The following is a 25,428-nucleotide window of genomic DNA, read 5'->3' on the forward strand; positions in this document are numbered from 1 at the left end:
CGAGCCGGGTCTCGGCCGGTCGCGCGGGCGGGCGCGTCTCCCGGCTGGCCCGCGGCGCCGCCGCGGACGACCACCGCAGGCAGTGGCTGATCCTGGCGGGCCAGAGCGCCGGCGCGGCGGTCGCCGGAATGTTGCTGTTCAAGGGTTTCGAGACGATGTGGGAGACGCTGCCGTGGGTCGCGCTCGCCCTGGCCATGGTCGTCATCCTCGGACTGGTGGCCCTCGTGCGGATACTGCGCCGCACCGACGACATCTACAGCACTGTGATCGCCGTCGTCGTAGGCGTCTTCGTGACGCTCGGACCGCTAGCCTTTCTCCTCAGTACCAGCTGAAGCAGGGAGTGGGCTGTGGGGAACGCGCGGGCGGATATCGGAATCGGGCTCTCGACGGCGTCGGTGTATCCGGAGAACACCCAGGCGGCGTTCCGCTATGCGGCCGAATTGGGTTACGACGGTGTGGAATTGATGGTGTGGGCCGAACCGGCCAGCCAGGACATCGCGACCGTGCAGTCCTACGTCAAGCGCTACGGGGTGCCGGTGCTCGCGGTGCACGCGCCGTGTCTGCTGATCTCCCAACGGGTCTGGGGCGCCGACCCGGTGGCCAAACTGGAGCGCAGCGTGCGCACCGCGCAGGCGCTCGACGCCGACACCGTGGTGGTGCATCCGCCGTTTCGCTGGCAGCGCCGTTACGCCAAGGGTTTCGCCGACCAGGTCGGTGAGCTGGAGGCGAGCTACCCGGTCAAGGTCGCGGTGGAGAACATGTTCCCGATGCGGGCCGACACCCTGTTCCGCGAGGGCGCGGTGCGCAGGCTCGAACGCCGCTCCGGGCCCGGTCCCGCGGTGAGCGCGTTCAGTCCGTCCTTCGATCCGACCGACATCGGCTTCGAGCACTACACCCTCGATCTCTCGCACACCGCGACCGCGGGCGCCGACGCGCTCGAGCTGGCCCGGCGGATGGGCGAGGGCCTGGTGCACCTGCATCTGGCCGACGGCCGCGGCGCCGCCCACGACGAACACCTGGTCCCCGGCGACGGCACCCAGCCGTGCGCGCAGCTGTGCGAGCACCTGGTGCACACCGGCTTCACCGGGCACGCGGTCGCCGAGATCAACACCCAGACCGCGCGGACCACCGCCGAACGCTCGGCCCTGCTCGGCCGCACGCTCGACTTCGCGCGCAGGCACCTCACCGGTGCCACCCACGCCGACCTCACCTGAGCCATCGACTCGGTCACACCGCCGCAGTATGGTGCCTTGCATAGCATGCTTGTACGCTGTACGAACTACAGTGAACCGCGACCAGGAGTGACGATGACGCGAGAACTCGCGACCGACGCGCCGTTCAGTCAGGTCGTCGACCTGACCGAGCTCCCCACCACCGATGCCGAGACCGGGCGCTACGTCGGCATCATCGCGCCCGCCTGGACCATCGGTCCCAAGGTGCACGGCGGCACCATGGTCGCCGCCAGCGCGGCCGCGGCCACCCGTCGGCTCACCGAGTCCGACGCCTCGCTCGCGCGGATGGCGCCGATCGCGGCCAGCTCCGACTTCCTCGGCGCTCCTGAGCCCGGCGAGGTCGAGTACGCGGTCCACCTGCGCAAGAAGGGCCGCCAGATCTGCCTGGTCGACGCCGAGCTGATCCAGAACGGCCGCACCCTCGTGCGTACCGCCTTCACCTTCGGCCACCTCGACGTCGACGGCACCCGCTGGAGCGACACCGGCACCGACATGCCCGCCGAGCCCGACGCCACCGCGCTCGAGTACACCCCCGATTCGCCGATGGGCAAGATCGTGCACGTCGGCGAGGTGGCCCGGGTCTACCTGGACGCGACATGGGCCGACTTCGCCCGCGGCGAGACCGGCGCGCCCCGCGCCCGGCTGTGGATCCGCCCGCTCGACGGCGACGAGACCGACCCGCGCGTGCGCGCCGCCTTCGCCATGATGGCCGCCGACATGAGCCCGCCGGTGCCGATCAACCTCGGGCATTTCGGCTGGTCGCCGACCGTCCAGATGACCACCTACCTGCGCCGCGTCCCCGCCCCCGGCTGGCTGCGGGTCATCGCGACCGCCCGTGAGGTCGGTGAGCGCATGTTCGACGAGGACCAGCTGGTGATCGACTCCACCGGCGCCGTCGTCGCGCAGAGTCGCCAGCTGGCCTTGATCCCGGCGGCGCGCTGAGGGGTGGCGCACCACTAACCTTGACTGCATGACGAGAATTGCGGTGGTCGGTGGCGGTCGGATCGGTGAGGCGCTGGTCGCCGGATTGCTGGAGTCCGGCCGGGCGACCAAGGATCTGGTCGTCGTCGAGCCGGTCGCCGCGCGGGCCGCGCAGCTCGCCGAGCGCTTCAAGGTGCGGGTGAGCGGCTCGGTCGTCGAGGCGATCGTCGGGGCCGACATCGTCGTCGTCGCGGTCAAGCCCGGCGATGTCGACTCGGTGCTCACCGACCTGTCCAAGGCCGACCTCGACTCGGGCAGCGAGCAGGTGCTGGTCTCGCTGGCCGCCGGTGTCACCACCGCGCGGCTCGAGTCCAAGCTGCCCGCGGGCTTCCCGGTCGTCCGCGTCATGTCGAACACGCCGATGCTGGTCGGGCAGGGGATGAGCGTGCTCGCGCCGGGCCGCTACACCGACCCCGAGCAGCTCGAGCTCGTCGGCGAGATGCTCGAGGCCGTGGGTAAGGTGGTGACGGTGGCCGAATCGCAGATGGACGCGGTCACCGCGGTGTCGGGTTCCGGGCCGGCGTATTTCTTCCTCGTCGTCGAGGCGATGATCGACGCCGGCGTGAGCCTGGGGCTGACGCGCGATGTGGCCAGCCAGCTGGTCATGCAGACCATGATCGGCTCGGCGGCGCTGCTGGACGAGACCGGGCAGAACGCGGTCGATCTACGGGCCGCGGTCACCTCACCCGCCGGCACGACGGCGGCGGCGCTGCGGGTGCTCGAACGTGGTGCGGTGCGGTCGACGTTCATCGAGGCGCTGCACGCCTCCAAGCAACGCTCGGCGGAACAGGGCGCGTCGAACGAATGACGATCGGGTACCCGGGATGAAAACCGATTTCTCACACCCGTCGCAGTAATCCCACTGGTCCCGCTAAGCTCGTAGAAGCACGTGCGTGTCTGTTCCGCCGGTGGGGAAGCCGGCGGCGCGGACGTGCCGGAGGTCAATGGTGCCATGATGTCTGCGAACAGAATGTCTGCAAGCAATTCACCGGCGTCGGGCGGCGGATCGGGTTCCCCGACTCCGCGGGTCGGCTCCACGCAGGGACAACCGGTGATCGGCGGTGGCACACAGTTTCTCACCGTCGCCGAAGTCGCCGATCTCATGCGGGTGTCGAAGATGACGGTGTATCGACTCGTCCACTCGGGTGAACTGCCCGCGGTGCGGGTCGGCCGCTCGTTCCGGGTGCACGCGAAGGCGGTGCACGACTACCTGGAGACGTCGTACTTCGACGCCGGCTGACCTAGGTCGGCCACAAGGGCGGTTTCGTCGCTGCTCGGGTGTCCCGGTAGCATGAACCCTCGGTTCGTGTCCGCCTGCCGGTGGCACCGCTTCGTGGTGTCCGGTGCGCCCCGGCGGCGCGGACACCAGACGACGCACGCGACACCGCGTGTGTATGCCGAGTAGAGAAACGCGAGGAAACCCTATGGGTTCTGTGATCAAGAAGCGCCGCAAGCGTATGTCGAAGAAGAAGCACCGCAAGCTGCTTCGCCGCACGCGTGTGCAGCGGCGCAAACTCGGCAAGTAAGCCTGCGTGCCTACGAGAGCCCGTCACCATCGCGGTGGCGGGCTCTCGTTTTGAAAAGATCAGGTTTGTGAATCTCGTCATGCGCTGACGAGTCGACCTCGTTAAAAGCTTGTTGATCGTGTCGGTGGGTGGCACGAATGCGGCTACTCTGGTACGCGGGAATACATGAGAAGCAGGGGGCTTTGAGTGGGGCCAGGTCCGAGTTCCGATACACGGGAACGACACGTACCGAAGGTAGTGCTGGTGACCGGAGCCAGCCGCTTCTTCGGTGGCAACGTCGCGTCCAGGCTCGCCGCGGAACCGGGTGTCGAACGCGTGATCGCGGTCGACACGATGACCCCCAGCCGGGAGCTCCGCCGTCGGATGGGCAGCGCCGAGTTCGTGCGCGCCGACATCAGGAATCCGCTGATCCGCAAGGTCGTCGAGGGCAACGACGTCGACACCGTCGTGCACGCGGCCGTGCTCACCCGTCCGCCCGCCGGTGGCGGTCGCGCGGTGATGAAGGATCTCAACGTGCTCGGCACGATGCAGTTGCTCGCCGTGTGTCAGAAGGCGCCGTCGGTGCGGCGCGTTGTCGTCCGGTCGTCCTCGGCGGTGTACGGCTGCAGCGCCAAGGATCCGGCGAAATTCACCGAGGAAATGGGCGCGCGTACCCCACCGGCCGGTTGGTTTGCGCGCGACATGATCGATATCGAGGCACTGGTGCGCGGAATGGCGCGACGCAGGCCCGATATTTCCGCCTCGATTCTGCGTTTCGCGCCGATCGTGGGTCCCCGGCTGGCCGATCGCGGCGTGCAATATCTGCGTTCGCCGATCACCCCGACCGTGCTCGGGCGCGAAGCCAGACTGCAATTACTGCACGAAGAAGACGCTGTCGCCGTCCTGGTGCACGCGGCATTTCGGGCACACGGCGGTACGGTGAATATCGCGGGCGACGGCGCGCTGGCCATGTCCCAGGCGATCCGCAGGGCAGGCCGTATTGTCGCGCCGGTGCCGTTCTTCGTTTTCCGCACTGTCGGGCGCACGCTGATGGGCCCGGTCATGCGCGGATTCAGCGGTGAACAACCCGACTACTTCTACTTCGGTTGCGGGCTGGATACCACCCGCATGCGGACCGAACTCGGTTTCACCCCACGCTGGACCACCGTCCAGGCATTCGACGACTTCATCGCGGGCGCAGCGTTGCGGCCCGTCTTCGATCCGGCTTGGATCGACGCCGCGGAAACCAAACTGCTCGGCCTCATCGGGGCCGATTCGGGAGCGCACACATGAACGAGGGAGCGAAAGTCATTCGTCTCGACGTGAATGTCGAGACCCGACAACGACCGCAGGCGCGTCGCTGGCCGGACCAGCCGACGCAGGCCACTCCGGTCACCTCGCTGAGTGAACGCAGGCCGGGCATGCCGACCCGGCCGCCCAAGACCCTGTCCGACATCGTCCGCGACACCGTCGCGGGCCAGATCGAGAACGCCGCGGAGTTCGCCCGGCGCAGGCTCACCGGCGACTACTCGGTCGACGAGTTCGGCTACGACGAGCACCTGCTCGAGTCGGTCATCCTGCCCGCCCTGCGGCCGCTGTCGGACTACTGGTTCCGGGTCGAGGTCGCCGGCATCGAGAACATCCCGGCCACCGGCGGGGCGCTGATCGTCGCCAACCACGCGGGCACCGTTCCACTCGACGGGCTGATGCTGCAGCTGGCCATCCACGACAAGCATCCGAGCCACCGGGCGCTGCGGCTGCTGGCCGCCGACCTGATCTTCGAGCTGCCCCTGCTCGGCGCGCTGGCCCGCAAGGCGGGCCATACCCTGGCCTGCCACCCCGACGCCGAGCGCCTGCTGCGCTCCGACCAGATCGCGGGCGTGTTCCCCGAGGGCTTCAAGGGCGTCGGCAAGAACTACGCCGACCGCTACAAGCTGCAGCGCTTCGGGCGCGGCGGGTTCGTCTCGGCCGCTGTGCGCACCGGCGTGCCGATCATCCCGTGCTCGATCGTCGGCTCGGAGGAGATCTACCCGAAGCTGGCCGACATCAAGCCGCTGGCTCGTCTGCTCGGCCTGCCGTACTTCCCGGTGACCCCGCTGTTCCCGCACCTGGGCCCGCTGGGCGCGATCCCGCTGCCCTCGAAGTGGTACATCGAATTCGGCGAGCCGATCGCCACCACGGCCTACGAGCCGGAAGAGGCCGAGGACCCGATGACGATGTTCGAGGTCACCGACCAGGTTCGCGAGACCATCCAGCAGACCCTCTACAAACTGCTGGCCAAGCGCCGCAACCCCGTTCTGGGGTAGCGGCGCCGCGGTGGCTCAGTGCTCGCGGTGGCGGGCGACCGCCGCCGCGACCGCACCGCCCGCCGCGCCCAGCGCGAGCGCGGTGGGCACGCCGATCTTGGCGGCCTTGCGGCCGGTGCGGAAGTCGCGGATTTCCCAGCCCCGGTTCTTGGCGACCTCACGCAGGTCGGAATCGGGGTTGATCGCCACCGCGGTGCCGACGAGCGAGAGCATCGGCACGTCGTTGTGGCTGTCGGAGTAGGCCGTGCAGCGCTTGAGGTTGAGGCCCTCGCGGATGGCCAGCGTGCGCACCGCGTGCGCCTTGCCGAGGCCGTGCAGGATGTCGCCGACGAGGCGGCCGGTGAACTTGCCGTCGACGCTCTCGGCCACCGTGCCCAGCGCGCCGGTGAGCCCGAGCCGCTTGGCGATGACATTGGCCAGCTCCACTGGCGTCGCGGTGACCAGCCACACCTGCTGGCCCGCGTCCAGGTGCATCTGGGCGAGCGCGCGGGTACCGGGCCAGATCTTGTCGGCGATGATCTCGTCGTAGATCTCCTCGCCGAGCGCGGCCAGTTCCGCGGTCGGACGGCCCGCGATGAAGCTGAGCGCCTTCTCCCGGCCCGAGGCCATGTCGGAGGAGTTCTCCTTGCCGGTGACCCGGAACTTCACCTGCTTCCAGGCGACGTCGACCAGGTCGGAGGTCTTGAAGTACTTGCGGGCGGCCAGCCCGCGGGCGAAGTGCACGATCGAGGCACCCTGGACCAGGGTGTTGTCGACGTCGAAGAACGCCGCCGCCGTCAGATCGCGGGGTACTTCGGGGCCCGTCGGCTCGCCCTGTTCGGCGAGTTCGGACTCGTGCAGGGTGAGCGCGGCGTCGGCACTGGCCTCACCGGCCAGATTGGCGCGCAGCTCCTCCTCGCTCGGCCCGAACGGGCTGCGAGGCAGCCGTGCGAACTGTTCCTGCAGTTCCTGGCCGAGGCGGCTGGGCTGCCACCGCGCAGGGAACTCCCCGAATCGCCCTGCGACGAATCCGGCCCTAGCCACCTTCGAACGTTCCGGCACCAGTACCCTCCGCTAGTCGCGCGAACCATGTCCACAGTAACCGGATTCACCGACAAGCCGCGGCGGGCTCGGGGATTAAATAGGGCTCATGACTAATCCCACACCCACCGTGACCCTGTTGACGCGCGCCGGCTGCTACCTGTGCACCACGGCACTGGCGCAATTGGAGACCATCTGTGGTGATTTCGGTCTCCCGGTGCACACCGTCGACGTCGACGAGGCGGCGGCCAGTGACCCCGGACTCCGCGCAGAATACGGCGATCGGCTGCCCGTGGTCCTGTTGGACGGCCGTGAACACAGCTATTTCGACGTCGACGAGCCGCGTTTGCGGGCCGACCTGAGCCGTTTCGCTGGTCGCGGCGGAAAATGAGGCCAATTTCACCGACTTTGTGAACGCCTGCACAAGCGGTTACGGTGGTGGCACGCAATCCGCACCGCCGCGCTCAGCAGCGGCGGTGACCGGGTTTGCACAGCCCCCCATGGCACCGGTCGCGCTCTCGCGACGCAGTGACCCACACCGGTGAACGAACGACAGGAACCGGACCGTGATCAGGCCCGGCACGAGGAGCCGACGACGTGACAGAGCAGCATGAGACGCCCGGTGGCGTCTCCGGCAAGGCTCTTCAGAGGGATATCCCCCAGGCCACGGTGACTCGTCTTGCTACCTATCTCCGGGTTCTCGCCGGGTTGGCCGACGAGGGTGTAGCCATCGTATCGAGTGAGGAACTGGCTGTCGCGGCGGGTGTCAATTCGGCCAAGCTGCGCAAGGATCTTTCCTTCCTCGGACCCAACGGTGTGCGGGGTGTCGGCTATGACGTAGCCAAGTTGCGCACCAGGATCGAAGATGTGCTCGGTCTGTCGCAAGGACATCGGGTGGTGCTGATCGGTGCGGGCAATCTGGGCCGCGCCCTGGTCGGCTACGGCGGTTTCGGGGTACGTGGCTTCACCGTGGTCGGGATCTTCGACAACGACTCCGCGGTGATCGGCCAGTCGTACGCCGGTTTGGTCGTGCGCGATGTCGACCGGTTGACCGAGCAGATCCCGGCGCTCGCGCCGACCATCGCGGTGCTCGCCGTGCCGGACGAGGCCGCCCAGGACGTGTGTGACCGGCTCGTCGCCGCCGGGCTCCCGTCCATCCTGAGCTTCGCCCCGTGTGAACTGCGCGCACCCGCCCATGTGGAGGTCCGCCGCGTCGACCTGGCGATGGAGCTGCAGATGCTCTCCTTCGACGCCGCTCGCAACGACGCGCCCGCCCTGCCCGAGGTGGCGCAGGCCGGATCCGGCCGGATCGCGCGCCGGGTTCCCGCGCAGAACCATCCCGCCCTCACGCACCCCGCGCCGGTCGAACCGGCGCGCGGCAGGCCTACGCGCCGCACCGCGCCGCGCTCAGCCACTCCACACACAGCCACCCCGCATTCGGCAACGGAGCCAAGCACCAAGGGATCGGTGATCACGCCATGAGCGAGCGCCAGCGAGCGAATCAGCAGGCCAGTGCGCGGACGCGCAGGACGGCGCCGAGCGCGAGCGAGGTGCTGTCATGAGTGTCCTGCTCGTCGGAATTTCTCACCGGAGTGCGCCGGTCTCGGTGCTCGAGAAGGTCGCGATCAGTGAGGCCGACCGCCCGAAGCTGGTCGACCGGCTGCTCGCCTCCAGCCACGTGTCCGAGGCGATGATCGTCTCCACCTGCAACCGCGTCGAGATCTACGCCGTGGTCGACGCCTTCCACGGCGGGCTCGGCGAGGTCAGCGAACTGCTCACCAAGCATTCCGGGCTGCCGCTCGGCGACCTCACCAGGCACGCCTACGTGCGCTACAGCGAAGCCGCCGCCGAGCACCTGTTCGCGGTCGCCAGCGGCCTGGATTCGATGGTCGTCGGTGAGCAGCAGGTGCTCAGCCAGATCCGCAGCGCCTACGCCAGTGCCGACGGGCAGCAGGCGGTCGGGCGCACCCTGCACGAGCTGGCCCAGCACGGGCTGCGGGTCGGCAAGCGGGTGCACTCGGAGACCGGGATCGACCGGGCGGGCGCGTCGGTGGTGTCGGTGGCGCTGGACCGGGCGCGCGGCGTCGTCGGCGATCTCGCGGGCCGTACCGCGGTGGTGGTCGGCGCCGGTGCGATGGGCGGGCTGGCCGTCGCGCATCTGTCGCGGGCCGGGATCGGCCGGATCGTGGTCGTCAACCGTACGCTCGACCGTGCCCAGCGCCTCGCCGAGACCGGACGCAGCATGCACGGGGTCGACGCCGAGGCCATGGAGATGTCGCGGCTGACCGAGGCGATGGCAGGCGCCGATGTCGTCATCACCTGTACCGGCGCGGTCGGTGCGGTCGTCACCCTGGCCGACACCCACCGCGCGCTCGCGGGCCGGGCCACCACCGAAGCCGCCGAGCGGCCGCTGGTCTTCTGCGACCTCGGCCTGCCGCGCGACGTGGAGCACGCCGTGGCCGGGCTGCCCGGCGTCGCCGTCATCGACATCGAATCGCTGCAGCGCGATCCGGCCGCGGGCGCCGCGGCCGACGACACCGCCGCCGCGCGTCAGATCGTCGCCGACGAACTCGCCAAATACCTTGCCGGGCAACGCATGGCGGAGGTCACCCCCACGGTGGCCGCGCTGCGGCAGCGGGCCGCCGAAGTGGTGGAAGCCGAACTGCTGCGGCTGGATTCGCGGCTGCCCGACCTGGCCGATCCGGCCCGCGACGAGGTGGCGCGCACCGTGCGCCGCGTCGTCGACAAGCTGTTGCACGCGCCGACGGTGCGCGTCAAGCAGCTGGCTTCCACGCCGGGCGGCGACAGCTACGCCGAGGCGCTGCGTGAGCTGTTCGAGCTGAAACCCGGTGCGGTGCAAGCGGTTGCCGCTCCCATGGAGGTCGCCGCGGCGGAGTCCGCGCTGGCTGATGACTTCACCGCAGGACACCTCGGCGACGGGCAGTCCCGCATGACCGAGTCGAGGCCCGGAGGAGGCAGCCCGCGTAACCACGCAGGGCCTCTCGGGCATGCGCAGGAGGACACCGCATCATGACCACGACAGTGCAGGAAGAGGACACCGTGACCGCAGGCAGCATTCGTGCGCCGTGGCGGATCGGCACGCGCGGCAGCCTGCTCGCCCTGACACAGGCGGGCACCATCCGCGATGCGCTGATCGCCGCGGGTCAGCCCGCCGAGCTGGTCGTCATCAAGACCCCCGGCGACCTGTCGTCGGATCCGGTGCAGAAGATCGGCGTTGGCGTGTTCACCTCGGCGCTGCGCGACGAGCTCGCCGCCGGCGGCATCGACATCGCGGTGCACTCCTACAAGGATCTGCCCACCGCGCAGGACCCGCGCTTCACCATCGCCGCGATCCCGCCCCGCGAGGACCCGCGTGACGCGCTGGTGGCCCGCGACGGCCTGGTTCTCGGCGAGTTGCCCGCGGGCGCCAAGGTCGGCACCTCCGCGCCGCGCCGCGCCGCCCAGCTGCGCGCGCTCGGCCTCGGTCTCGACATCGTCCCCCTGCGCGGCAACATCGACTCCCGGCTGCGCAAGGTGAGCGAGGGCGAGCTCGACGCGATCGTCATCGCCCGCGCCGGCCTGTCCCGGATCGAGCGGACCGACGCGATCACCGAGTCGCTCGAGCCGGTGCAGATGCTGCCCGCGCCGTCGCAGGGTGCCCTCGCGGTCGAGTGCCGCAGTGACGACCAGGAACTCATCGAGATCCTCACCGGCCTCGACGACGCGTCGACCAGGGCCGCCGTCCTGGCCGAGCGTTCGTTGCTCGGTGAGCTCGAGGCGGGCTGTACCGCCCCGATCGGCGCGATCGCCGAGGTCGTCGAGTCGATCGACGAGGACGGCCGCATCTTCGAGGAGCTGTCGCTGCGGGCCTGTGCCGCCGCGATCGACGGCTCCGATGTGCTGCGAGCCTCGATCGTCGGGGCGCCCGCCGACGCCGAGGAGCTCGGCCGCACGCTCGCGCGCGAACTGCTGGATCTGGGCGCTCGCGCACTGCTGAGCGTCGCGGACGAGCCGGAACCGGAGGTCGGTTCCCCCACACAGGCGGTGAACACTCCCGCCCCAGACTTCACCAATTCCAGCCCGATGGAGAACAACCGATGAGCAGCCGAGGCACCAAGAAGCAACCAGGGCGGATCCTTTTCGTCGGATCCGGCCCCGGCGACCCGGCCCTGCTGACCGTGCGCGCCCGTGAGGTGCTCGAGCGGGCGACACTGGCGTTCACCGACCCCGACGTCGACAAGGGCGTGCTCGCCCTGATCGGCCTCGGCGTGGAGGCGGCCGAGGACGGTGAGCGTCCGGTCGACGTGCGGCCCGCGCTCGGCGAGCCCGCCGAGGTGGCCAAGACGCTGATCGCCGAGGCCCGCAACGGCCACGATGTGGTGCGCGTCGTCGCCGGTGATCCGCTGACCACCGATTCGGTGATCAACGAGGTCAACGCTGTCACCCGCTCGCACATGGTGTTCGAGGTGCTGCCGGGTCTGCCCAACGGCTCCGCGGTGCCCAGCTACGCCGGCATCGCCCTCGGTTCCGGGCACACCGAGGCCGATGTGCGCGGCGAGGTCGATTGGGCGGCGCTGGCCGCCGCGCCCGGTCCGCTGGTGCTCAGCGCCACCTCCGGCCACCTGGCCGAGACCGCGAGCGCGCTGGTCGAGCACGGGCTGGCCCCGCAGACCCCGGTCGCGGTGACCGTGCGCGGCACCACCCGGCAGCAGCGCACGATCGAGGCCACGCTGGCCACGCTGAACAACGCCGCCTCCGAGCTGGTCGGACCGCTGGTCGTGACGGTCGGCAAGGAAGTCGACAAGCGTTCGAAGATGTCGTGGTGGGAGTCGCGTGCCCTCTACGGCTGGACCGTGCTGGTGCCGCGCACCAAGGACCAGGCCGGCGAGATGAGCGAGCGGCTGGTGACCCATGGCGCCATCCCGATGGAGGTGCCGACCATCGCGGTCGAGCCGCCGCGCAGCCCCGCGCAGATGGAGCGCGCGGTGAAGGGCCTGGTCGACGGCCGCTACCAGTGGGTGGTGTTCACCTCCACCAACGCGGTGCGCGCGGTGTGGGAGAAGTTCGCCGAGTTCGGCCTGGACGCGCGGGCGTTCTCCGGTGTGAAGATCGCCTGCGTCGGCGAGGCTACCGCGGAGAAGGTGCGCTCCTTCGGCATCAACCCCGAGCTGGTGCCCAGCGGTGAGCAGTCCTCCGAGGGCCTGCTCGCCGACTTCCCGCCCTACGACGACGTGTTCGACCCGGTCAACCGGGTGCTGCTGCCCCGCGCCGACATCGCCACCGAGACCCTCGCCGAGGGCCTGCGGGAGCGCGGCTGGGAGATCGACGACGTCACCGCCTACCGCACCGTGCGCGCCTCGCCGCCGCCGGCGGAGACCCGCGAGATGATCAAGACCGGCGGCTTCGACGCGGTCCTGTTCACCTCGTCCTCCACGGTCCGCAACCTGGTCGGCATCGCGGGCAAGCCGCACGCGCGCACCATCGTCGCCTGCATCGGCCCGAAGACGGCCGAGACCGCGATCGAGTTCGGCCTGCGGGTGGACGTGCAGCCCGAGACCGCGCAGGTGGGTCCGCTGGTGGAGGCGCTGGCCGAGCACGCCTCGCGCCTGCGCGCGGAGGGCTTGCTGCCGCCGCCGCGGAAGAAGAGCCGCCGCAGCAGCAGCCGCTAGCCTGCCGAGACCGCCCGAAGGCCCGCCCACCGTGGCGGGCCTTCGGCGTATCGGAATCATCGGCTGTAGCGCAGCAGGGTGCGCACCAGCCGGCAGGTGGCATCCGACGGCGGGCGCAGCTCGATCTGCTCGGCGGTGCGCCGGATCGTGTCGTTGGTCGCCTGATTCGGCAGGTACACACCGGAATCCAGCAGCGCGATCGTCAGCCGCATGGCCTTGAGCCTGCGGTTGTGCGCCACGTACCAGCGGCGCGGCCTGCCCGCGGGCAGGCGCTTCTTCTCCAGCGGTACGTACGGCGCGGTGATGAACGTGGACTTCGGTGCTGCGGCAATGGCGTTCATGGCGTCCTCCCGTCGCGAATGGGTCCCGCCCCCGATCGTCGGGAACCCTCGAACACGCTTTCGATTGTAGCGAGAGGGTCCGACAAGTTTCGTCGATCTCTCGCGGAAGCCATTGAGCTCCAGTGCGATTCGATGTTATCCACACGTTCGTGGCGGCCTGTCGCCGGGCGGCTGTCGGACCCGTGTGGTCTAGTGGGCTCCGATGTCACGGGAGGAGACGCGATGACGGTGGACGGGATCGGCGAACGTCTCGGCGTGCATGTCGAGCAGGGTGAACTGCCCGGCCTCGCCTGGCTGGTCGCGGTCGGTGACGCGGTGTCGACCGGGACGGCGGGGCACGTCGACGAGTCGCGCGCGGCGCCGGTGCGCGCCGACACGATCTTCCGCATCTCCTCGATGACCAAACCGCTCACCGCGGTCGCGGCCTCGATCCTGATCGACGACGGCCTGCTCGACCCGGCCGAGCCCGTCGATCGACTGCTGCCCGAACTCGCCGACCGCCGCGTGCTGGCGCATCCCGCCGCCGAGATCACCGACACCGTCGCGGCCCGGCGCCCGATCACCGTCGACGACCTGCTCACCTTCCGGCTCGGCTGGGGCATGGACTTCGCCGACTTCTCGCCCAAGCCGTTCGACGCGGCCTGGAGTGAGCTCGGCCTCGGCTGGGGTCCGCCGACGCCCGCGCGGTTGCCGGGACCGGACACCTGGCTCGCCCGGCTCGGCACGCTGCCGCTGCAATATCAGCCGGGGGAGCGCTGGCTCTATCACGTCGGCGCGCCGATCCTCGGTTTCCTGGTCGGCAGGGCCGCCGGCAGGCCGTTCTCGGAGTTCCTGGCCGAGCGGGTCCTGCGTCCGCTCGGCATGGTGGACACGGGCTTCTCCGTCCCCGCCGACAAGCTCGACCGCTTCGGCCCGCACTACGCCGACCGCGACGGCGCGCGCGTGGTCTTCGATCCGGTCGACGGACAGTGGAGCACGCCGCCCGTGTTCGAGGGGGGTGGCGACGGACTCGTCTCCACCCTCGCCGACTATCACCGGTTCGCCCGCATGTTGCGCGACGGCGGCGTCCTCGACGGCACCCGGATCCTGTCCGAGGCGGCGGTGGCGACGATGACGCGCGACCACTTGACCGCCGCGCAGCTCGCGCGCGGCGGTCCGAACCCGGACGGCAGCGCGGGCTGGGGCTACGGCGTCGGTGTGCAGCTCAGCGACCTGCCCGACGGCCCGCGCGCGGGCTCCTACGGATGGTCCGGCGGCCTCGGCTCCACCTGGTCCACCGACGGCGCGGTGACCGGAATCCTGCTCACCAACCAGACGTGGAACTCGGCCGGACCGCTCCCGGTGTTTGCCACGTTCGAGTCGATCTTGGGCGAGGTGGCCCGCGCAGGCGACGCCGTGTAGGCGCCGTCGCGGGCCTGCTCGCCCAGGCGTATTCTGCGGTCTATGACCGCTTTCGACCGCCCGCGGCGGTTGCGCAGGACACCCGCATTGCGTCGGCTCGTCGCCGAGACCACGCTCGAGCCGCGTCAGCTGGTGCTGCCGATGTTCGTCGCCGACGGCATCGACGAACCGCGCGAGATCAGTTCGATGCCCGGCGTGTATCAGCACTCGCTGGACTCGCTGCGCAAGGCGTCGGTCGAAGCGGTGACCGCGGGGGTCGGCGGCCTGATGCTGTTCGGCGTGCCGCTGCCCGAGGACAAGGACGCCACCGGCAGCCAGGCCAGCGATCCGAACGGCATCCTCAACCGCGGTCTGCGCGCACTGGCCGAGGAGGTCGGCGACGCGACCGTCGTCATGGCCGACACCTGTCTGGACGAGTTCACCGATCACGGCCACTGTGGCGTCATCGGTTCCGACGGCGCGGTCGACAACGACGCCACCCTGCACCGCTACGTCGAGATGGCGCTCGCGCAGGCCGAGGCGGGCGCCGATCTGCTCGGCACCAGCGGGATGATGGACGGCCAGGTGGGCGCGATCCGGCGCGGTCTGGACGCGGTCGGGCGCACCGACACCGCCATCCTGGCCTACGCGGCGAAGTACGCCTCCGCTTTCTACGGCCCGTTCCGCGAGGCCGTCGGTTCGTCGCTGGAAGGCGATCGCCGCACCTACCAGCAGGACCCGGCCAACCGCCGCGAGTCGCTGCGCGAACTCGAGCTCGACCTCGCCGAGGGCGCCGACATCGTGATGGTGAAGCCGGCGATGTCCTACCTCGACATCCTGCGCGATGTGGCCGACCGCTCCACCGTCCCGGTCGCCGCGTACCAGATCTCGGGCGAGTACGCGATGATCACCGCCGCCGCCGAGCGCGGCTGGATCGACCGCAGGGCCTCGGTCCTGGAGTCGTTGATCGGTATCCGGCGGGCGGGCGCCGACATCGTGCTCACCTATTGGGCGACCGAGGCTGCACACTGGCTGTCGTGATCGTTCCACCGCACAAACCCGAGTCCCTCCCGATGCCCGAGGATGTCGGCACCGCACGCCAGCTGTGGTGGGCCGTGTCCGGGCTCGGGGTCGTCTACACCGGCGCCGGAATCGTCACCATGACCGGGCAGCGCGACGAGCTGAGCAAGCAGTTCCTCGACGAGATGCACAAGAGCGACCCGAATTTCCCCGCGTCCACGGTCGATGTGATGGTGCTGGCCGCCTTCGTACTGACCGCGATCGTCGGGCTGGTGCTCGCCGGGGTGACCGTACTGATCGCGCAGCAGCTCGGCCGGGGCAAGTCCTGGGCGCGCACGGTACTCACCGTCGTCGCGGTCTGGCTGGGGATGGGTGCGATCGCCACCATGTTCGCCTTCTCCGGGGACACCTCGGTGGCCACGATGGTCGCCGGCGGCACCGCGATCGTGCAGGGCGTGCTGGCGGTCGGCGCGGCGTACCTGAGTTACCGTCCGGAATCGACCAGGTACTTCCAGCTGAACCGCCGGTGAACGCCAGGTTGAACCCCGACGTCTTTGGTCACTGACACGCCACAGTGTATGGTGAGCATGATCACAGGGATTTGGGGTAATCCCAGTGATGTGACCGGTAGAAGTCCGGGGGATTCGGAGGCAATGATGCGCGTGGTGATCGAGCAGCAGCACCGCCTGCGACGCGACCTGTTGGTCATCGGCTTGATGGTCCTGCTGGCCGTCGTCACCATCGCACTGATTCTGTTGCCGAGTCTGGTCGGCTGATCCACCGGCGCCCTCGGCGCCGCGGTCCTCCCATGGTGTTGTTCTCCGAGCCCGGCGCGCGCTGGCGCGCGATCGCCTACGGCCCGCTGTTGTGCGCGGTGATCCTGCTGGTGGAGTGGCTCGCGGGCAGCACGCTGCACGGGTTCGCCCTCGGTTTCTGCGCCGTCGCCATCGGTGGTTTCACGGTGCTCCAGGTGATCGCCGGCCGCACCCACGCCCGTGTCGAACTGACCGGCACCACCCTGCATCAGGGCGTCGAGTCCGTGCCGCTGACCGAGATCGCCGCCGTGCTGCCCACCGATGACGACGACGCCGCCGAAGGCCGGGCGCTCGGCGCGCTCAGCGGCGTGCCCCGGCGCCGTCGCGGCATCGGGTTGCGCCTGGTGGACGGCCGGATCGTGCAGGCGTGGGCGATCGACCACGCCGGGCTGCGCGCCGCGCTGGGCTCGGCCCTGGCAGGATCGCAAGGATGAAACGCTGGATCGCCACGGCGCTGTTCGAGCTCGGCCTCGCCGTGATCTGCCTGGCCGGAGCGGTCTACAGCTGGCGCCACGCACGACGGGTGACCGGCTTCGTCACCTCCGACGAGCATCCGGGGTTCGAGGCCGTCCGCTATGTGCCGCCGCTGCTGCTGCTCGCCAGCGCGCTGGTCATCGTCGCGGGGCTGCTGGTGATCGACGCCGTCGCCCGGATCGCGACCCGATCTGTAGCACTGCGGTCCGTCGAACCGATGTCTTGAGTGAAGCCGAATCCCGATGCGCGCGTTGGGGTTCGGGACATATCTCGACCGCTCGCCTCGGCGGGCAAACATGGAGGACCACCGATGACCAAGCTCACCGCGGGATTCTGTACGGCCGCCGCGGCCGTGGCGGCGATCGCCCTGGCAGCGGCACCCGCCCAGGCCGCAGGCCTGCCCCTGACCCCCATGGTCGCCGAGCCGGCCGCCGGTGGCTTCGCCCCGGAGACCGGCTCGAGCGGCATCTACAACAGCATCATGTGCCAGCTGCACACGATCTCGGCCGACGTCCCCTGCATGTACACCTAACCGGCCCACTGCTGGTAGACGTCGACGACGCGGCCTCCGCGCGTGCCCGGCGCGTTCAGGAACACGGTGACGGTGCCGTCGGGATGACTCGCCGCCTCCGTCACCACCTGGCGCAGGGTGGCGCGGATACCGCCGTCGGCGTCGCGGTAGAGCGTGGTGTCCCCGTGCAGGCCCGCGCCGATCCGGTTGGCCGGGACGAACATCGCGGTGAGCGCCGGGACCGGACCCGCGCCGAGCGCGACGGTCTCCTCGTGGTCGAGCTGGGCGCCGATCCGATCCGGGTGGACCTGCGGTGCGAAGGCGGTGGCCGTGCCCGCGCCGAGGACCACTCCGGCCGCGACGAACCCCGTACACAGGGCAGCCCGCGGGAAACACAGTGCAGTGCTGGTGACGCCGAAACGCATGAAACACCCTTCCGCTGATAGCTGATGTCTACCGCTCGGTGCTCGAGCAGCCCGCAGCGTAGCCGCAGGCCAGCGCACCCGGATCCAAATGATCTCCGCGCAGGGGCGGCGTGTCGGGCGTGTCGCCGGTGGGTCGCTGCGGTCTGGGTCACTGTGCTCCACCCTGTCGTCCGGCGCGCCGAGGCGAGCTGAGAGACTGGAATCCGTGAGTTCTTCTCCGCGCGCGGCCGAGGCCAGTCCGTCGCAGGTACCGATGTCCGCTCAGCTCTTCGAGCGGGCCGCTTCGGTGATCCCGGGTGGGGTCAACTCCCCGGTCCGTGCGTTCAATTCGGTCGGCGGAACTCCGCGGTTCATCGCCTCGGCGAACGGCTACACCCTCGTCGACGCCGACGGCAACGAATACGTCGATCTGGTCTGCTCCTGGGGTCCGATGATCCTGGGCCACGCGCACCCCGCCGTCGTCGAAGCGGTGCAGCGGGCCGCCACCGGCGGACTGTCGTTCGGCGCGCCCACCGAGGCCGAGATCGAACTGGCCGAGGCCATCGCCGCGCGGGTCGAGCCGGTCGAGCGGGTCCGGTTGGTCAACTCCGGCACCGAGGCCACCATGAGCGCGGTGCGGCTGGCCCGCGGCTTCACCGGCCGGTCCAAGATCATCAAGTTCGCCGGCTGCTACCACGGCCACGTCGACGCGCTGCTGGCCGACGCGGGCTCGGGCGTCGCCACGCTCGGGCTGCCGACCTCGCCCGGCGTCACCGGCGCCCAGGCCGCCGACACCATCGTGCTGCCCTATAACGACCTGACCGCCGTCGCTGCCGCGTTCGAGGCCAACCCAGGCCGGATCGCGTGCGTCATCACCGAGGCCGCCGCGGGCAACATGGGCGCGGTCGCGCCGCTGCCCGGCTTCAACGAGGGCCTGCGCACCCTGGCGCACGACAACGGCGCGCTGCTGATCATGGACGAGGTCATGACCGGCTTCCGGGTCAGTGCCGCGGGCTGGTACGGCCGCGAGGGCGTCGCCGGTGACCTCTACACCTTCGGCAAGGTGATGAGCGGCGGCCTGCCCGCCGCCGCGTTCGGCGGTCGCGCCGAGATCATGAACAACCTCGCTCCGCTCGGCCCGGTCTATCAGGCGGGCACGCTCTCCGGTAACCCCGTCGCCGTCGCGGCCGGCCTGGCGACGCTGCGCGCCGCCGACGCTGAGGTGTACGCGGCCCTGGATCGCAACGCCGATCGGCTCGGCGGTCTGTTCGCGAAAGCCCTGACCGAGGCCGGGGTCGAGCATCAAGTGCAGTTCGCAGGCAATATGGTGAGCGTGTTCTTCGCCGACCGCCCGGTGACCGACTACGCCGCCGCCAAGGCGAGCCAGACCTGGCGTTACCCAGCCTTCTTCCACGCTCTGCTCGACGCGGGCGTGTACGCGCCGCCGAGCGCGTTCGAGGCATGGTTCGTCTCCGCGGCGCTCGACGAGGACGCGTTCGACCGTATCGCCGCCGCTCTGCCCGCCGCCGCCCTCGCGGCCGCGGCCGCAACCCCCGAAGGATCCCCAGCGTGAGCTCCGACCAGCCCGACGCAGAATTCACCACTCCGGTCGACGGTGACGAGGCGCCGCATCCCGCGCCCGCCGCCGCGCCGCCCGGCCTCGACGACGACCCCGCGACGGTGGAAACCATCGTCCACGTGCTGCGCCACGGCGAGGTGCACAATCCGAACGGCATCCTCTACGGTCGCCTGCCCGGCTTCAGCCTCTCGGTGACCGGCCGATCGCAGGCCGGGGCCGTCGCGCGCTCGCTGGCCGACCACGACGTCTCCCTGGTGATCGCCTCCCCGCTGCAACGCGCCCAGGAGACGGCGGCCCCGATCGCGGCCGCCCACGACGTCATCGTGCGCACCGACGAGAACCTGATCGAGGCGGGCAACACCTTCGAGGGCCTGCGGGTGTCCGTCGGCGACGGCGCGCTGCGCAAGCCCCGGCACTGGTGGAAGCTGCGCGACCCGTTCACCCCGTCCTGGGGCGAGCCGTATCTGCAGATCGCGCATCGCATGCTGGCCGCGGTCAACAAGGCCCGCGTCGAGGGCGCCGGTCACGAGGTGGTGCTGGTCTCGCATCAGCTGCCCGTGTGGACGCTGCGCCGGTTCCTGCAGGGCCAGCGTCTGTGGCACGACCCGCGCAACCGGCAGTGCTCGCTCGCCTCGCTGACCTCGCTGGTCTACCACGGGGATACCCTGGTGGACATCGTGTACTCCGAACCAGCGGGCGCCTCCGACCCTTCGGTTCACGGCGCATGACACGCTCCACCGCGTCGGTCCCCGCCCGCAGCCACCGGCTGCGGGCGATCACTGCCGTCCTGTCCGCGCTGTTCGTGATCGTCGCGGCCGCCGGCTGTTCGACAGGTACCGATGCGGTGGCCACCGGGGGCGGCACCTTCGAATTCGTCTCGCCCGGTGGTAGAACCGATATCTACTACGATCCGCCCGCGACGCGCGGAACGATCGGCAAGCTCTCGGGGCCCGATCTGATGAACGAGGGAAAGACCGTCTCGGTCGACGATTTCCCGAACCAGATCGTGGTCGTGAATCTGTGGGGACAGTGGTGTGGCCCGTGCCGCGCCGAGTCGCCCGCGCTCGAAAAGGTCTTCGCGGCGACCAAGGACAAGGGCGTCGCGTTTCTGGGCATCAATGTCCGCGATCACCAGCGGGACAAAGCCCAGGACTTCGTAGTGGACAACAAGATCGAATACCCGTCCATCTACGACCCGTCGATGCGAACCTTGCTCGCGCTCGGCGGAAACTTTCCCACCAGTGTCATTCCGACCACGTTGATCCTGGATCGTCAGCACCGGGTCGCCGCGGTCTTCCTTCGCTCGCTATTGGCAGAAGATCTGCAGCCCGTGGTCGAGCGCATCGCCGCCGAGGAGAAGCAGTGAGCCGTCGTCGTCCCGGAAATCTGACCGCGTGTCGCCCCCGTCAGGGCGCGCGCCGCATGGGAGCGGGGTGGACCGTCGACGATCGTTGGGCGGGCATCGCGACCGTCCCGCGCAGCGTCGCCGGCGCGGGCCTGTTCGATTTCGGCCCGGTCGAACCGGCCGAGACCGAGCGCACCCTGTCGTTGCCCCGCGACGAGCAGCGTGACGAGGACACCAGCGAGTGATGGTGCTCGCCGCAGTCGGGGATTCCTTCCAGCAGACGGCGGCATCGGGTCCGTTGCTGTTGGCGTTGGGTGCCTGCCTGCTCGCGGGCCTGGTGTCGTTCGCTTCACCGTGTGTCGTGCCGTTGGTGCCGGGGTACCTGTCCTATCTGGCCGGACTGGTCGGCGCCGAGGCGCCACCGGCCAGTGCCGCGCAGGTGGGCACGCTCACCGCGCAGCGCCGTAGCGCCAAGCTGCGGGTGGCCGGTGCCGCCGGACTGTTCGTCGCCGGGTTCACGGTGGTGTTCGTGCTGGCCACGGCCACCGTGTTCGGCGTGATCCAGACCCTCAACGTCAACCGGGAGTTGCTGCAGCGCATCGGCGGTGTGGTGACCATCCTGATGGGTCTGGTCTTCATCGGCCTGGTGCCCGCGCTCCAGCGCGACACCAGGATGGAACCGCGCAGGTTCACCAGCATCGTCGGCGCGCCCCTGCTGGGCGGGGTGTTCGCGCTGGGCTGGACGCCGTGCCTCGGGCCGACACTGTCGGGCGTGATGGCGGTGTCCGCGGGCACCGAGGGCACCACCGCGGCGCGCGGTGTCGTGCTGATCGTGGCGTACTGCCTCGGGCTCGGGCTGCCGTTCGTCGTGCTGGCGTTCGGGTCGGCCGGCGCGCTGCGTGGGGTGGGATGGTTGCGGCGCAACTCGCGCACCATTCAGGTAATCGGGGGTGTTCTGCTCGTCGCCGTCGGCGTCGCGCTGGTCACGGGGGCATGGGATCAGTTCGTCGGCTGGGTGCGTGACGGGTTCGTCTCCGAGGTGACTCTCCCGATCTGATGACTGACACACTGACTCCGCCGACCACCCCCAACCCGCCCGTCCGGCAGTCCCTGCCCGGCCGTGCCTGGGCCCTGGTCCGCAATACCTGGCGCGGCCTCACCAGCATGCGCACCGCCCTGGTGCTGCTGTTCCTGCTGGCCCTGGCCGCCATTCCCGGCGCCCTGCTGCCCCAGCGCAGCCTGAACACGCAGAAGGTCGAGCAGTACATCGCCGACCGGCCGACGCTGGGTCCGTGGATGGACCGGTTCGAGCTGTTCGACGTGTTCGGCAGCTTCTGGTTCACCGCCATCTACGTGCTGCTGTTCATCTCGCTGGTCGGCTGCATCCTGCCGCGCTGCTGGGACCACTACCGGGCCTTGCGCACCCCGCCGGTGCCGACGCCGCGCAATCTGGGCCGGCTGCCGCACCACTTCAGCGAGACCGTCGACCGCGACGCCGACGCCGTCGTCGAGCAGGCGCGTGGGCAGCTGCGCGGCTGGCGCACCGAGGTGCGGCCGGGCAAGCGCGACGGCGAGGTCACGCTGTCGGCCGAGAAGGGCTACCTGCGCGAGTTCGGCAACCTGGTCTTCCACCTGTCGCTGGTGGGGCTGCTCGCCTCGATCGCGCTGGGCAAGCTGTTCGGTTACGAGGGCAACGTCATCGTGATCGCCGACAACGGCGCCGGCTTCTGCACCACCTCGCCTGCGGTGTTCGACTCCTTCCGCGCGGGCAATGTCAACGACGGCACCGGGATGACCCCGCTGTGCGTGCGGGTCAAGGACTTCAAGGCCGACTACCTGCCCACCGGCCAGGCCGAGATGTTCACCTCGAACGTCGAGTACCAGGCGGGCGAAGACCTGAGCACCGATACCTGGCGCTCCACCGAGCTGCGGGTGAACCATCCGCTGCGCGTCGCCGGTGACCGCGTCTACCTGCAGGGTCACGGTTTCGCGCCGACGTTCACCGTCACCTTCCCGAACGGGCAGACCCGCACCGAGACCATCCAGTGGCGCCCCGACGACGCCAGGACCTTCCTGTCCAGCGGCGTCCTGCGGATCGACCCGCCCGGCGGCATGTACGCCACCGACGAGGAGCGCCGGCAGAACCAGATCGCCATCGAGGGCCTGTTCGCCCCGACGGCGCTGTTCCACGGCAGCCTGCTCACCTCGTCGTTCCCGACGATGGACGATCCGGCCGTCGCCGTCGACATCTACCGCGGCAACACCGGCCTGGACACCGGCCGCTCGCAGTCGCTGTTCTCGCTGGACCCGGAGATGATCAAGCAGGGTCGGCTCACCAAGGAGGCGCGGGTCAACCTGCGACCGGGCGAGTCGACCACGCTGCCCAGCGGCGCGAAGGTCACCTTCGACGGCGCGAAGGAATTCGTGAACCTCCAGGTCTCGCACGATCCGGCCCAGCAATGGGTGCTGGTAAGCGCGCTGACGATGATGGCGGGCCTGCTGGTGTCGCTGCTGGTCAAGCGGCGCCGAATCTGGATCCGGGCGTACCCCGCCGAGAGCGGGGCAGGTACCGTGGATCAACGACGGACCGTAGTAGAAATGGGCGGTCTGGCCAGAAGCGATCAGGCGGGCTGGGGCGGCGAATTCGACCGGCTGCGCGCGCGGGTACTGGACGCGGAAACGGAGAACTGATGCCGATCGACGAAACGGTGGCGCGCTACAGCGACTTCGCCTTCATGTCGGCCATGGCGATCTACGCCCTGGCGCTGGTGCTGTTGCTGGTGCAGTACGCCTCGGCGCGCGCCAACAAGGTCGCGGAGCGCGAGCTGGTCACCGCGGGCGCGCCCGTCGACCCGTCGCTGCCCGGCCGGATCGAGACCCCGGCCGCCAAGCCGACCTCCGAGCGCCTCGGCAACATGGCGTTCGCGGTACTGCTCGTCGGCGCGCTGCTGCACGTCGGCTCGATCGTGCTGCGCGGCTTCGCCACCCACCGCTTCCCGCTCGGCAACATGTACGAGTTCACCACCATGGCCACCGCGGCCGCCGTGGTGATCGGCCTGTACTTCCTGCGTGACCAGCGTTACCGGTCCATGTGGGTCTTCCTGCTGGTCCCCGTGCTGATCCTGATGTTCCTGGCCGGCACCGTCCTCTACGCCGACGCCGCGCCCGTCGTCCCCGCGCTGCGTTCGTTCTGGCTGCCGATCCACGTCACCATCGTCAGCATCGGCAGCGGCGTCTTCCTGGTCTCCGGCGTCGCCAGCCTGCTCTACCTCTACCGCATGCGCCAGCCCGCGGGCGCGGAGTCGAACTCGATCTTCGGCACCATCGCCCGCCGCCTCCCCGACGCCCGCACCCTCGACCAGCTCGCCTACAAGACCACCATCATCGGCTTCCCCCTCTTCGGCGCCGGCGTCATCCTCGGCGCCATCTGGGCTGAAGCCGCCTGGGGCCGCTTCTGGGGCTGGGACCCCAAGGAAACCTGCTCCTTCATCGCCTGGGTCCTCTACGCCGCCTACCTCCACGCCCGAGCCACCTCCGGCTGGCGCGACACCAAGGCCGCCTGGATCAACATCGCCGGCTTCGTCGCGATGCTGTTCAACCTCTTCATCATCAACATGGTGATCTCGGGTCTGCACAGCTACGCCGGACTGAGCTGAGCGGCGCGGCCCTGGTCCGGGGAGCGCGATAACCGGTCTCTCAGGTCGGCCCGACGTGGTCGGCGGACGTGAGGAACGGGGCGAACGCGGTCGCTACCGCTGTCGCCGACGTAGGCTGCGTTCGTGTTCGTCAAGGCTTTTCGATCCTTCGCCGGCCCCCTGTGCGCCGCGGTCTTGGCCACGATCGCTCTCGGCGTGACGCTACATATCGGCTGGGTCTTCACGGAGTTCTGGATTCTCGCCTTCCCGCTGCTGCTGGGCGTGTTCGTGATCGTCCTGGCCTGCTTCGCGTTCGTGCTGTTTCTGGCCAGCCGCGATACGCGACCGTGGCCGCTGGTGGCAACCGCGGTACTCGCACTGATCGGGGTCGGCGGGTCGCTTTTTCTCTTCTTCAACCCGAAAGCTGCCGCATGGACCAGGTTTTGGGTCGAACGGCCGGCCTTCGCCGCTGTCGCAGCGATGGAGCTGCCGGAGCTTCGCAGCATCGACTACTACGGTGTCGACCTGCCACGGCATCTGTGTTTTGTTTCGGTGAACTGCAAGGTGGCAGTGATCGGCACCAGTAATGGCCAGCCGGTCCGGTTCGTACCCACCTACATCGGGATCCCCGACGACGCGCACGGCTACGCGCATTTCGTCGGAACACCCGAGCCCGGACCGTACGACGGGTTCGGCGAACCTGTCTGCCCGACGATGGAACTGGGCGGCGGTTGGTGGTGGCTCGACTTCTGCGGGTTCGGTACACAGTGAGGATGCTGTGCCGCCTGGTCGGCTTGTCCGTACAGTCGGCGCATGGCCTTGGAGTTCTACGCGCAACCGGCTCCGCCGTTGCGGCTCACGACGAGCTGCACGGTCTTCGGAGGCGTTGTGCGACTCGTCATGATGGGGAAGTTCTTTCAGTCCGCCCGGGCAGCGGCTGACGAGTTCGGTGGTTTCCTCCCGGACGTCCCACCGCTGTCCGAGGGCGCGCCCGAACCGCGAGTGTGGGCTGAAGGGTGGTGGATGAGCACCGCGTCCGCCCCCGCGAGTGGATTCCCGTCGGGAGTCGAGTACGTCCGTGCGACATACCTTCCTGATCCACGCGCCGGTGGTACCGCGCGATGGCTCTACCTCGGCGGTGCCGCGCATGTGGGCAAAGAGATCACCATCGGCTACCGGGTGACCGTTCAGGCCGTGTAGCGGCGGTCACG

30 protein-coding genes and 1 pseudogene are annotated in these 25,428 nt (G+C 69.7%); 28 read left to right on the forward strand and 3 right to left on the reverse strand.

Going from position 1 to position 25,428, the window contains the following annotated elements; all coding sequences use genetic code 11:
• From ATM97_RS04255 to ATM97_RS04290, 8 genes and pseudogenes are all read left to right on the forward strand, one after another.
• Positions 1–332, forward strand: a pseudogene (locus tag ATM97_RS04255) (hypothetical protein); the annotation flags it as partial.
• A 15-nt stretch (positions 333–347) separates the two neighbouring features.
• Positions 348–1,214 carry a sugar phosphate isomerase/epimerase family protein gene (locus ATM97_RS04260; protein WP_374104825.1) on the forward strand — a complete coding sequence of 289 codons (867 nt, stop codon included), beginning with the start codon at positions 348–350 and terminating at the stop codon, positions 1,212–1,214.
• Between the two features lie 93 nt (positions 1,215–1,307).
• On the forward strand, positions 1,308–2,174 hold the full coding sequence (locus tag ATM97_RS04265) for a thioesterase family protein (RefSeq protein WP_218716617.1): 867 nt from the start codon (positions 1,308–1,310) through the stop codon (positions 2,172–2,174).
• A 28-nt stretch (positions 2,175–2,202) separates the two neighbouring features.
• Positions 2,203–3,021, forward strand: coding sequence for a pyrroline-5-carboxylate reductase (gene proC, locus ATM97_RS04270; protein WP_218716618.1), 819 nt, complete (start codon positions 2,203–2,205; stop codon positions 3,019–3,021).
• Between the two features lie 162 nt (positions 3,022–3,183).
• Positions 3,184–3,453: a helix-turn-helix domain-containing protein gene (locus ATM97_RS04275; RefSeq protein WP_255586995.1), complete on the forward strand. Its 270-nt coding sequence runs from the start codon at positions 3,184–3,186 to the stop codon at positions 3,451–3,453.
• A 184-nt stretch (positions 3,454–3,637) separates the two neighbouring features.
• Complete coding sequence (locus tag ATM97_RS04280) at positions 3,638–3,739, forward strand: 30S ribosomal protein bS22 (protein ID WP_003402602.1); 102 nt, start codon at positions 3,638–3,640, stop codon at positions 3,737–3,739.
• 237 nt (positions 3,740–3,976) lie between these two features.
• Positions 3,977–5,011, forward strand: coding sequence for an NAD-dependent epimerase/dehydratase family protein (locus ATM97_RS04285; RefSeq protein WP_218716619.1), 1,035 nt, complete (start codon positions 3,977–3,979; stop codon positions 5,009–5,011).
• The gene (locus tag ATM97_RS04290; protein ID WP_218716620.1) at positions 5,008–6,024 is read left to right on the forward strand and encodes a lysophospholipid acyltransferase family protein; all 1,017 of its coding nucleotides are present in this window, start codon (positions 5,008–5,010) and stop codon (positions 6,022–6,024) included. Before ATM97_RS04285 ends, ATM97_RS04290 begins: the two co-directional genes overlap by 4 nt.
• Positions 6,025–6,039: 15 nt before the next feature.
• Here ATM97_RS04290 and ATM97_RS04295 read toward each other — a convergent pair whose 3' ends face one another.
• Complete coding sequence (locus ATM97_RS04295; protein ID WP_255587002.1) at positions 6,040–6,969, reverse strand: HAD family phosphatase; 930 nt, start codon at positions 6,967–6,969, stop codon at positions 6,040–6,042.
• 184 nt (positions 6,970–7,153) lie between these two features.
• Here ATM97_RS04295 and ATM97_RS04300 point away from each other — a divergent pair, with 184 nt between their 5' ends.
• From ATM97_RS04300 to ATM97_RS04320, 5 genes are all read left to right on the forward strand, one after another.
• Positions 7,154–7,435 carry a glutaredoxin family protein gene (locus ATM97_RS04300; RefSeq protein ID WP_218716622.1) on the forward strand — a complete coding sequence of 94 codons (282 nt, stop codon included), beginning with the start codon at positions 7,154–7,156 and terminating at the stop codon, positions 7,433–7,435.
• A gap of 206 nt (positions 7,436–7,641) precedes the next feature.
• Positions 7,642–8,526 (forward strand): redox-sensing transcriptional repressor Rex, encoded by an 885-nt coding sequence (locus ATM97_RS04305; protein WP_218716623.1) that lies wholly within the window; start codon positions 7,642–7,644, stop codon positions 8,524–8,526.
• A gap of 76 nt (positions 8,527–8,602) precedes the next feature.
• The gene (locus ATM97_RS04310; protein ID WP_218716624.1) at positions 8,603–10,078 is read left to right on the forward strand and encodes a glutamyl-tRNA reductase; all 1,476 of its coding nucleotides are present in this window, start codon (positions 8,603–8,605) and stop codon (positions 10,076–10,078) included.
• Positions 10,075–11,145: a hydroxymethylbilane synthase gene (gene hemC / locus ATM97_RS04315; protein WP_218716625.1), complete on the forward strand. Its 1,071-nt coding sequence runs from the start codon at positions 10,075–10,077 to the stop codon at positions 11,143–11,145. Before ATM97_RS04310 ends, hemC begins: the two co-directional genes overlap by 4 nt.
• Positions 11,142–12,713 carry a bifunctional uroporphyrinogen-III C-methyltransferase/uroporphyrinogen-III synthase gene (locus ATM97_RS04320; protein ID WP_218716626.1) on the forward strand — a complete coding sequence of 524 codons (1,572 nt, stop codon included), beginning with the start codon at positions 11,142–11,144 and terminating at the stop codon, positions 12,711–12,713. Before hemC ends, ATM97_RS04320 begins: the two co-directional genes overlap by 4 nt.
• A gap of 56 nt (positions 12,714–12,769) precedes the next feature.
• Here ATM97_RS04320 and ATM97_RS04325 read toward each other — a convergent pair whose 3' ends face one another.
• Positions 12,770–13,054, reverse strand: coding sequence for a hypothetical protein (locus ATM97_RS04325; protein WP_218716627.1), 285 nt, complete (start codon positions 13,052–13,054; stop codon positions 12,770–12,772).
• Positions 13,055–13,276: 222 nt separating this feature from the next.
• On the opposite strand from ATM97_RS04325, the gene ATM97_RS04330 reads away from it, so the two are divergent.
• The 6 genes from ATM97_RS04330 to ATM97_RS04355 all read left to right on the forward strand — a co-directional run bounded on the left by ATM97_RS04330 (position 13,277) and on the right by ATM97_RS04355 (position 17,275).
• Complete coding sequence (locus ATM97_RS04330) at positions 13,277–14,455, forward strand: serine hydrolase (RefSeq protein ID WP_218716628.1); 1,179 nt, start codon at positions 13,277–13,279, stop codon at positions 14,453–14,455.
• A 42-nt stretch (positions 14,456–14,497) separates the two neighbouring features.
• Entirely contained in the window at positions 14,498–15,475 is a 978-nt protein-coding gene (hemB, locus tag ATM97_RS04335; RefSeq protein WP_218716629.1) for a porphobilinogen synthase, read from the forward strand.
• A complete protein-coding gene (locus ATM97_RS04340; protein ID WP_308248371.1) occupies positions 15,472–15,984 on the forward strand; it encodes a hypothetical protein in 513 nt (170 codons plus the stop codon). Before hemB ends, ATM97_RS04340 begins: the two co-directional genes overlap by 4 nt.
• 278 nt (positions 15,985–16,262) lie before the next feature.
• The gene (locus ATM97_RS04345; RefSeq protein WP_218716630.1) at positions 16,263–16,703 is read left to right on the forward strand and encodes a hypothetical protein; all 441 of its coding nucleotides are present in this window, start codon (positions 16,263–16,265) and stop codon (positions 16,701–16,703) included.
• Positions 16,700–16,969: a hypothetical protein gene (locus ATM97_RS04350; protein ID WP_218716631.1), complete on the forward strand. Its 270-nt coding sequence runs from the start codon at positions 16,700–16,702 to the stop codon at positions 16,967–16,969. The genes ATM97_RS04345 and ATM97_RS04350 overlap by 4 nt, the downstream gene beginning before the upstream one ends.
• Positions 16,970–17,053: 84 nt before the next feature.
• Positions 17,054–17,275, forward strand: a complete 222-nt coding sequence (locus ATM97_RS04355) for a hypothetical protein (RefSeq protein ID WP_218716632.1) — start codon at positions 17,054–17,056, stop codon at positions 17,273–17,275.
• Here the strand turns inward: ATM97_RS04355 and ATM97_RS04360 are convergent.
• The gene (locus ATM97_RS04360; RefSeq protein ID WP_218716633.1) at positions 17,272–17,679 is read right to left on the reverse strand and encodes a hypothetical protein; all 408 of its coding nucleotides are present in this window, start codon (positions 17,677–17,679) and stop codon (positions 17,272–17,274) included. The two genes, ATM97_RS04355 and ATM97_RS04360, sit on opposite strands and share 4 nt — an antisense overlap.
• A gap of 253 nt (positions 17,680–17,932) precedes the next feature.
• On the opposite strand from ATM97_RS04360, the gene hemL reads away from it, so the two are divergent.
• From hemL to ATM97_RS04405, 9 genes are all read left to right on the forward strand, one after another.
• Positions 17,933–19,231, forward strand: coding sequence for a glutamate-1-semialdehyde 2,1-aminomutase (gene hemL / locus ATM97_RS04365; RefSeq protein ID WP_218716652.1), 1,299 nt, complete (start codon positions 17,933–17,935; stop codon positions 19,229–19,231).
• Entirely contained in the window at positions 19,228–19,965 is a 738-nt protein-coding gene (locus ATM97_RS04370) for a histidine phosphatase family protein (RefSeq protein WP_374104826.1), read from the forward strand. Before hemL ends, ATM97_RS04370 begins: the two co-directional genes overlap by 4 nt.
• Positions 19,962–20,603, forward strand: coding sequence for a TlpA disulfide reductase family protein (locus tag ATM97_RS04375; RefSeq protein WP_218716634.1), 642 nt, complete (start codon positions 19,962–19,964; stop codon positions 20,601–20,603). Before ATM97_RS04370 ends, ATM97_RS04375 begins: the two co-directional genes overlap by 4 nt.
• Before the next feature lie 56 nt (positions 20,604–20,659).
• Positions 20,660–20,827, forward strand: coding sequence for a hypothetical protein (locus ATM97_RS04380; RefSeq protein ID WP_218716635.1), 168 nt, complete (start codon positions 20,660–20,662; stop codon positions 20,825–20,827).
• The gene (locus ATM97_RS04385) at positions 20,827–21,639 is read left to right on the forward strand and encodes a cytochrome c biogenesis CcdA family protein (protein WP_218716636.1); all 813 of its coding nucleotides are present in this window, start codon (positions 20,827–20,829) and stop codon (positions 21,637–21,639) included. Before ATM97_RS04380 ends, ATM97_RS04385 begins: the two co-directional genes overlap by 1 nt.
• Positions 21,639–23,273 carry a cytochrome c biogenesis protein ResB gene (locus ATM97_RS04390; protein WP_218716637.1) on the forward strand — a complete coding sequence of 545 codons (1,635 nt, stop codon included), beginning with the start codon at positions 21,639–21,641 and terminating at the stop codon, positions 23,271–23,273. The genes ATM97_RS04385 and ATM97_RS04390 overlap by 1 nt, the downstream gene beginning before the upstream one ends.
• Positions 23,273–24,238 (forward strand): c-type cytochrome biogenesis protein CcsB, encoded by a 966-nt coding sequence (ccsB, locus tag ATM97_RS04395; protein WP_218716638.1) that lies wholly within the window; start codon positions 23,273–23,275, stop codon positions 24,236–24,238. Before ATM97_RS04390 ends, ccsB begins: the two co-directional genes overlap by 1 nt.
• Before the next feature lie 123 nt (positions 24,239–24,361).
• A complete protein-coding gene (locus ATM97_RS04400) occupies positions 24,362–24,988 on the forward strand; it encodes a hypothetical protein (protein WP_218716639.1) in 627 nt (208 codons plus the stop codon).
• A gap of 252 nt (positions 24,989–25,240) precedes the next feature.
• Positions 25,241–25,417: a hypothetical protein gene (locus ATM97_RS04405; RefSeq protein ID WP_218716640.1), complete on the forward strand. Its 177-nt coding sequence runs from the start codon at positions 25,241–25,243 to the stop codon at positions 25,415–25,417.
• Positions 25,418–25,428 lie beyond the last annotated feature (11 nt).

This window comes from Nocardia sp. MH4, from assembly GCF_019266065.1.
Lineage (GTDB): Bacteria > Actinomycetota > Actinomycetes > Mycobacteriales > Mycobacteriaceae > Nocardia > Nocardia canadensis.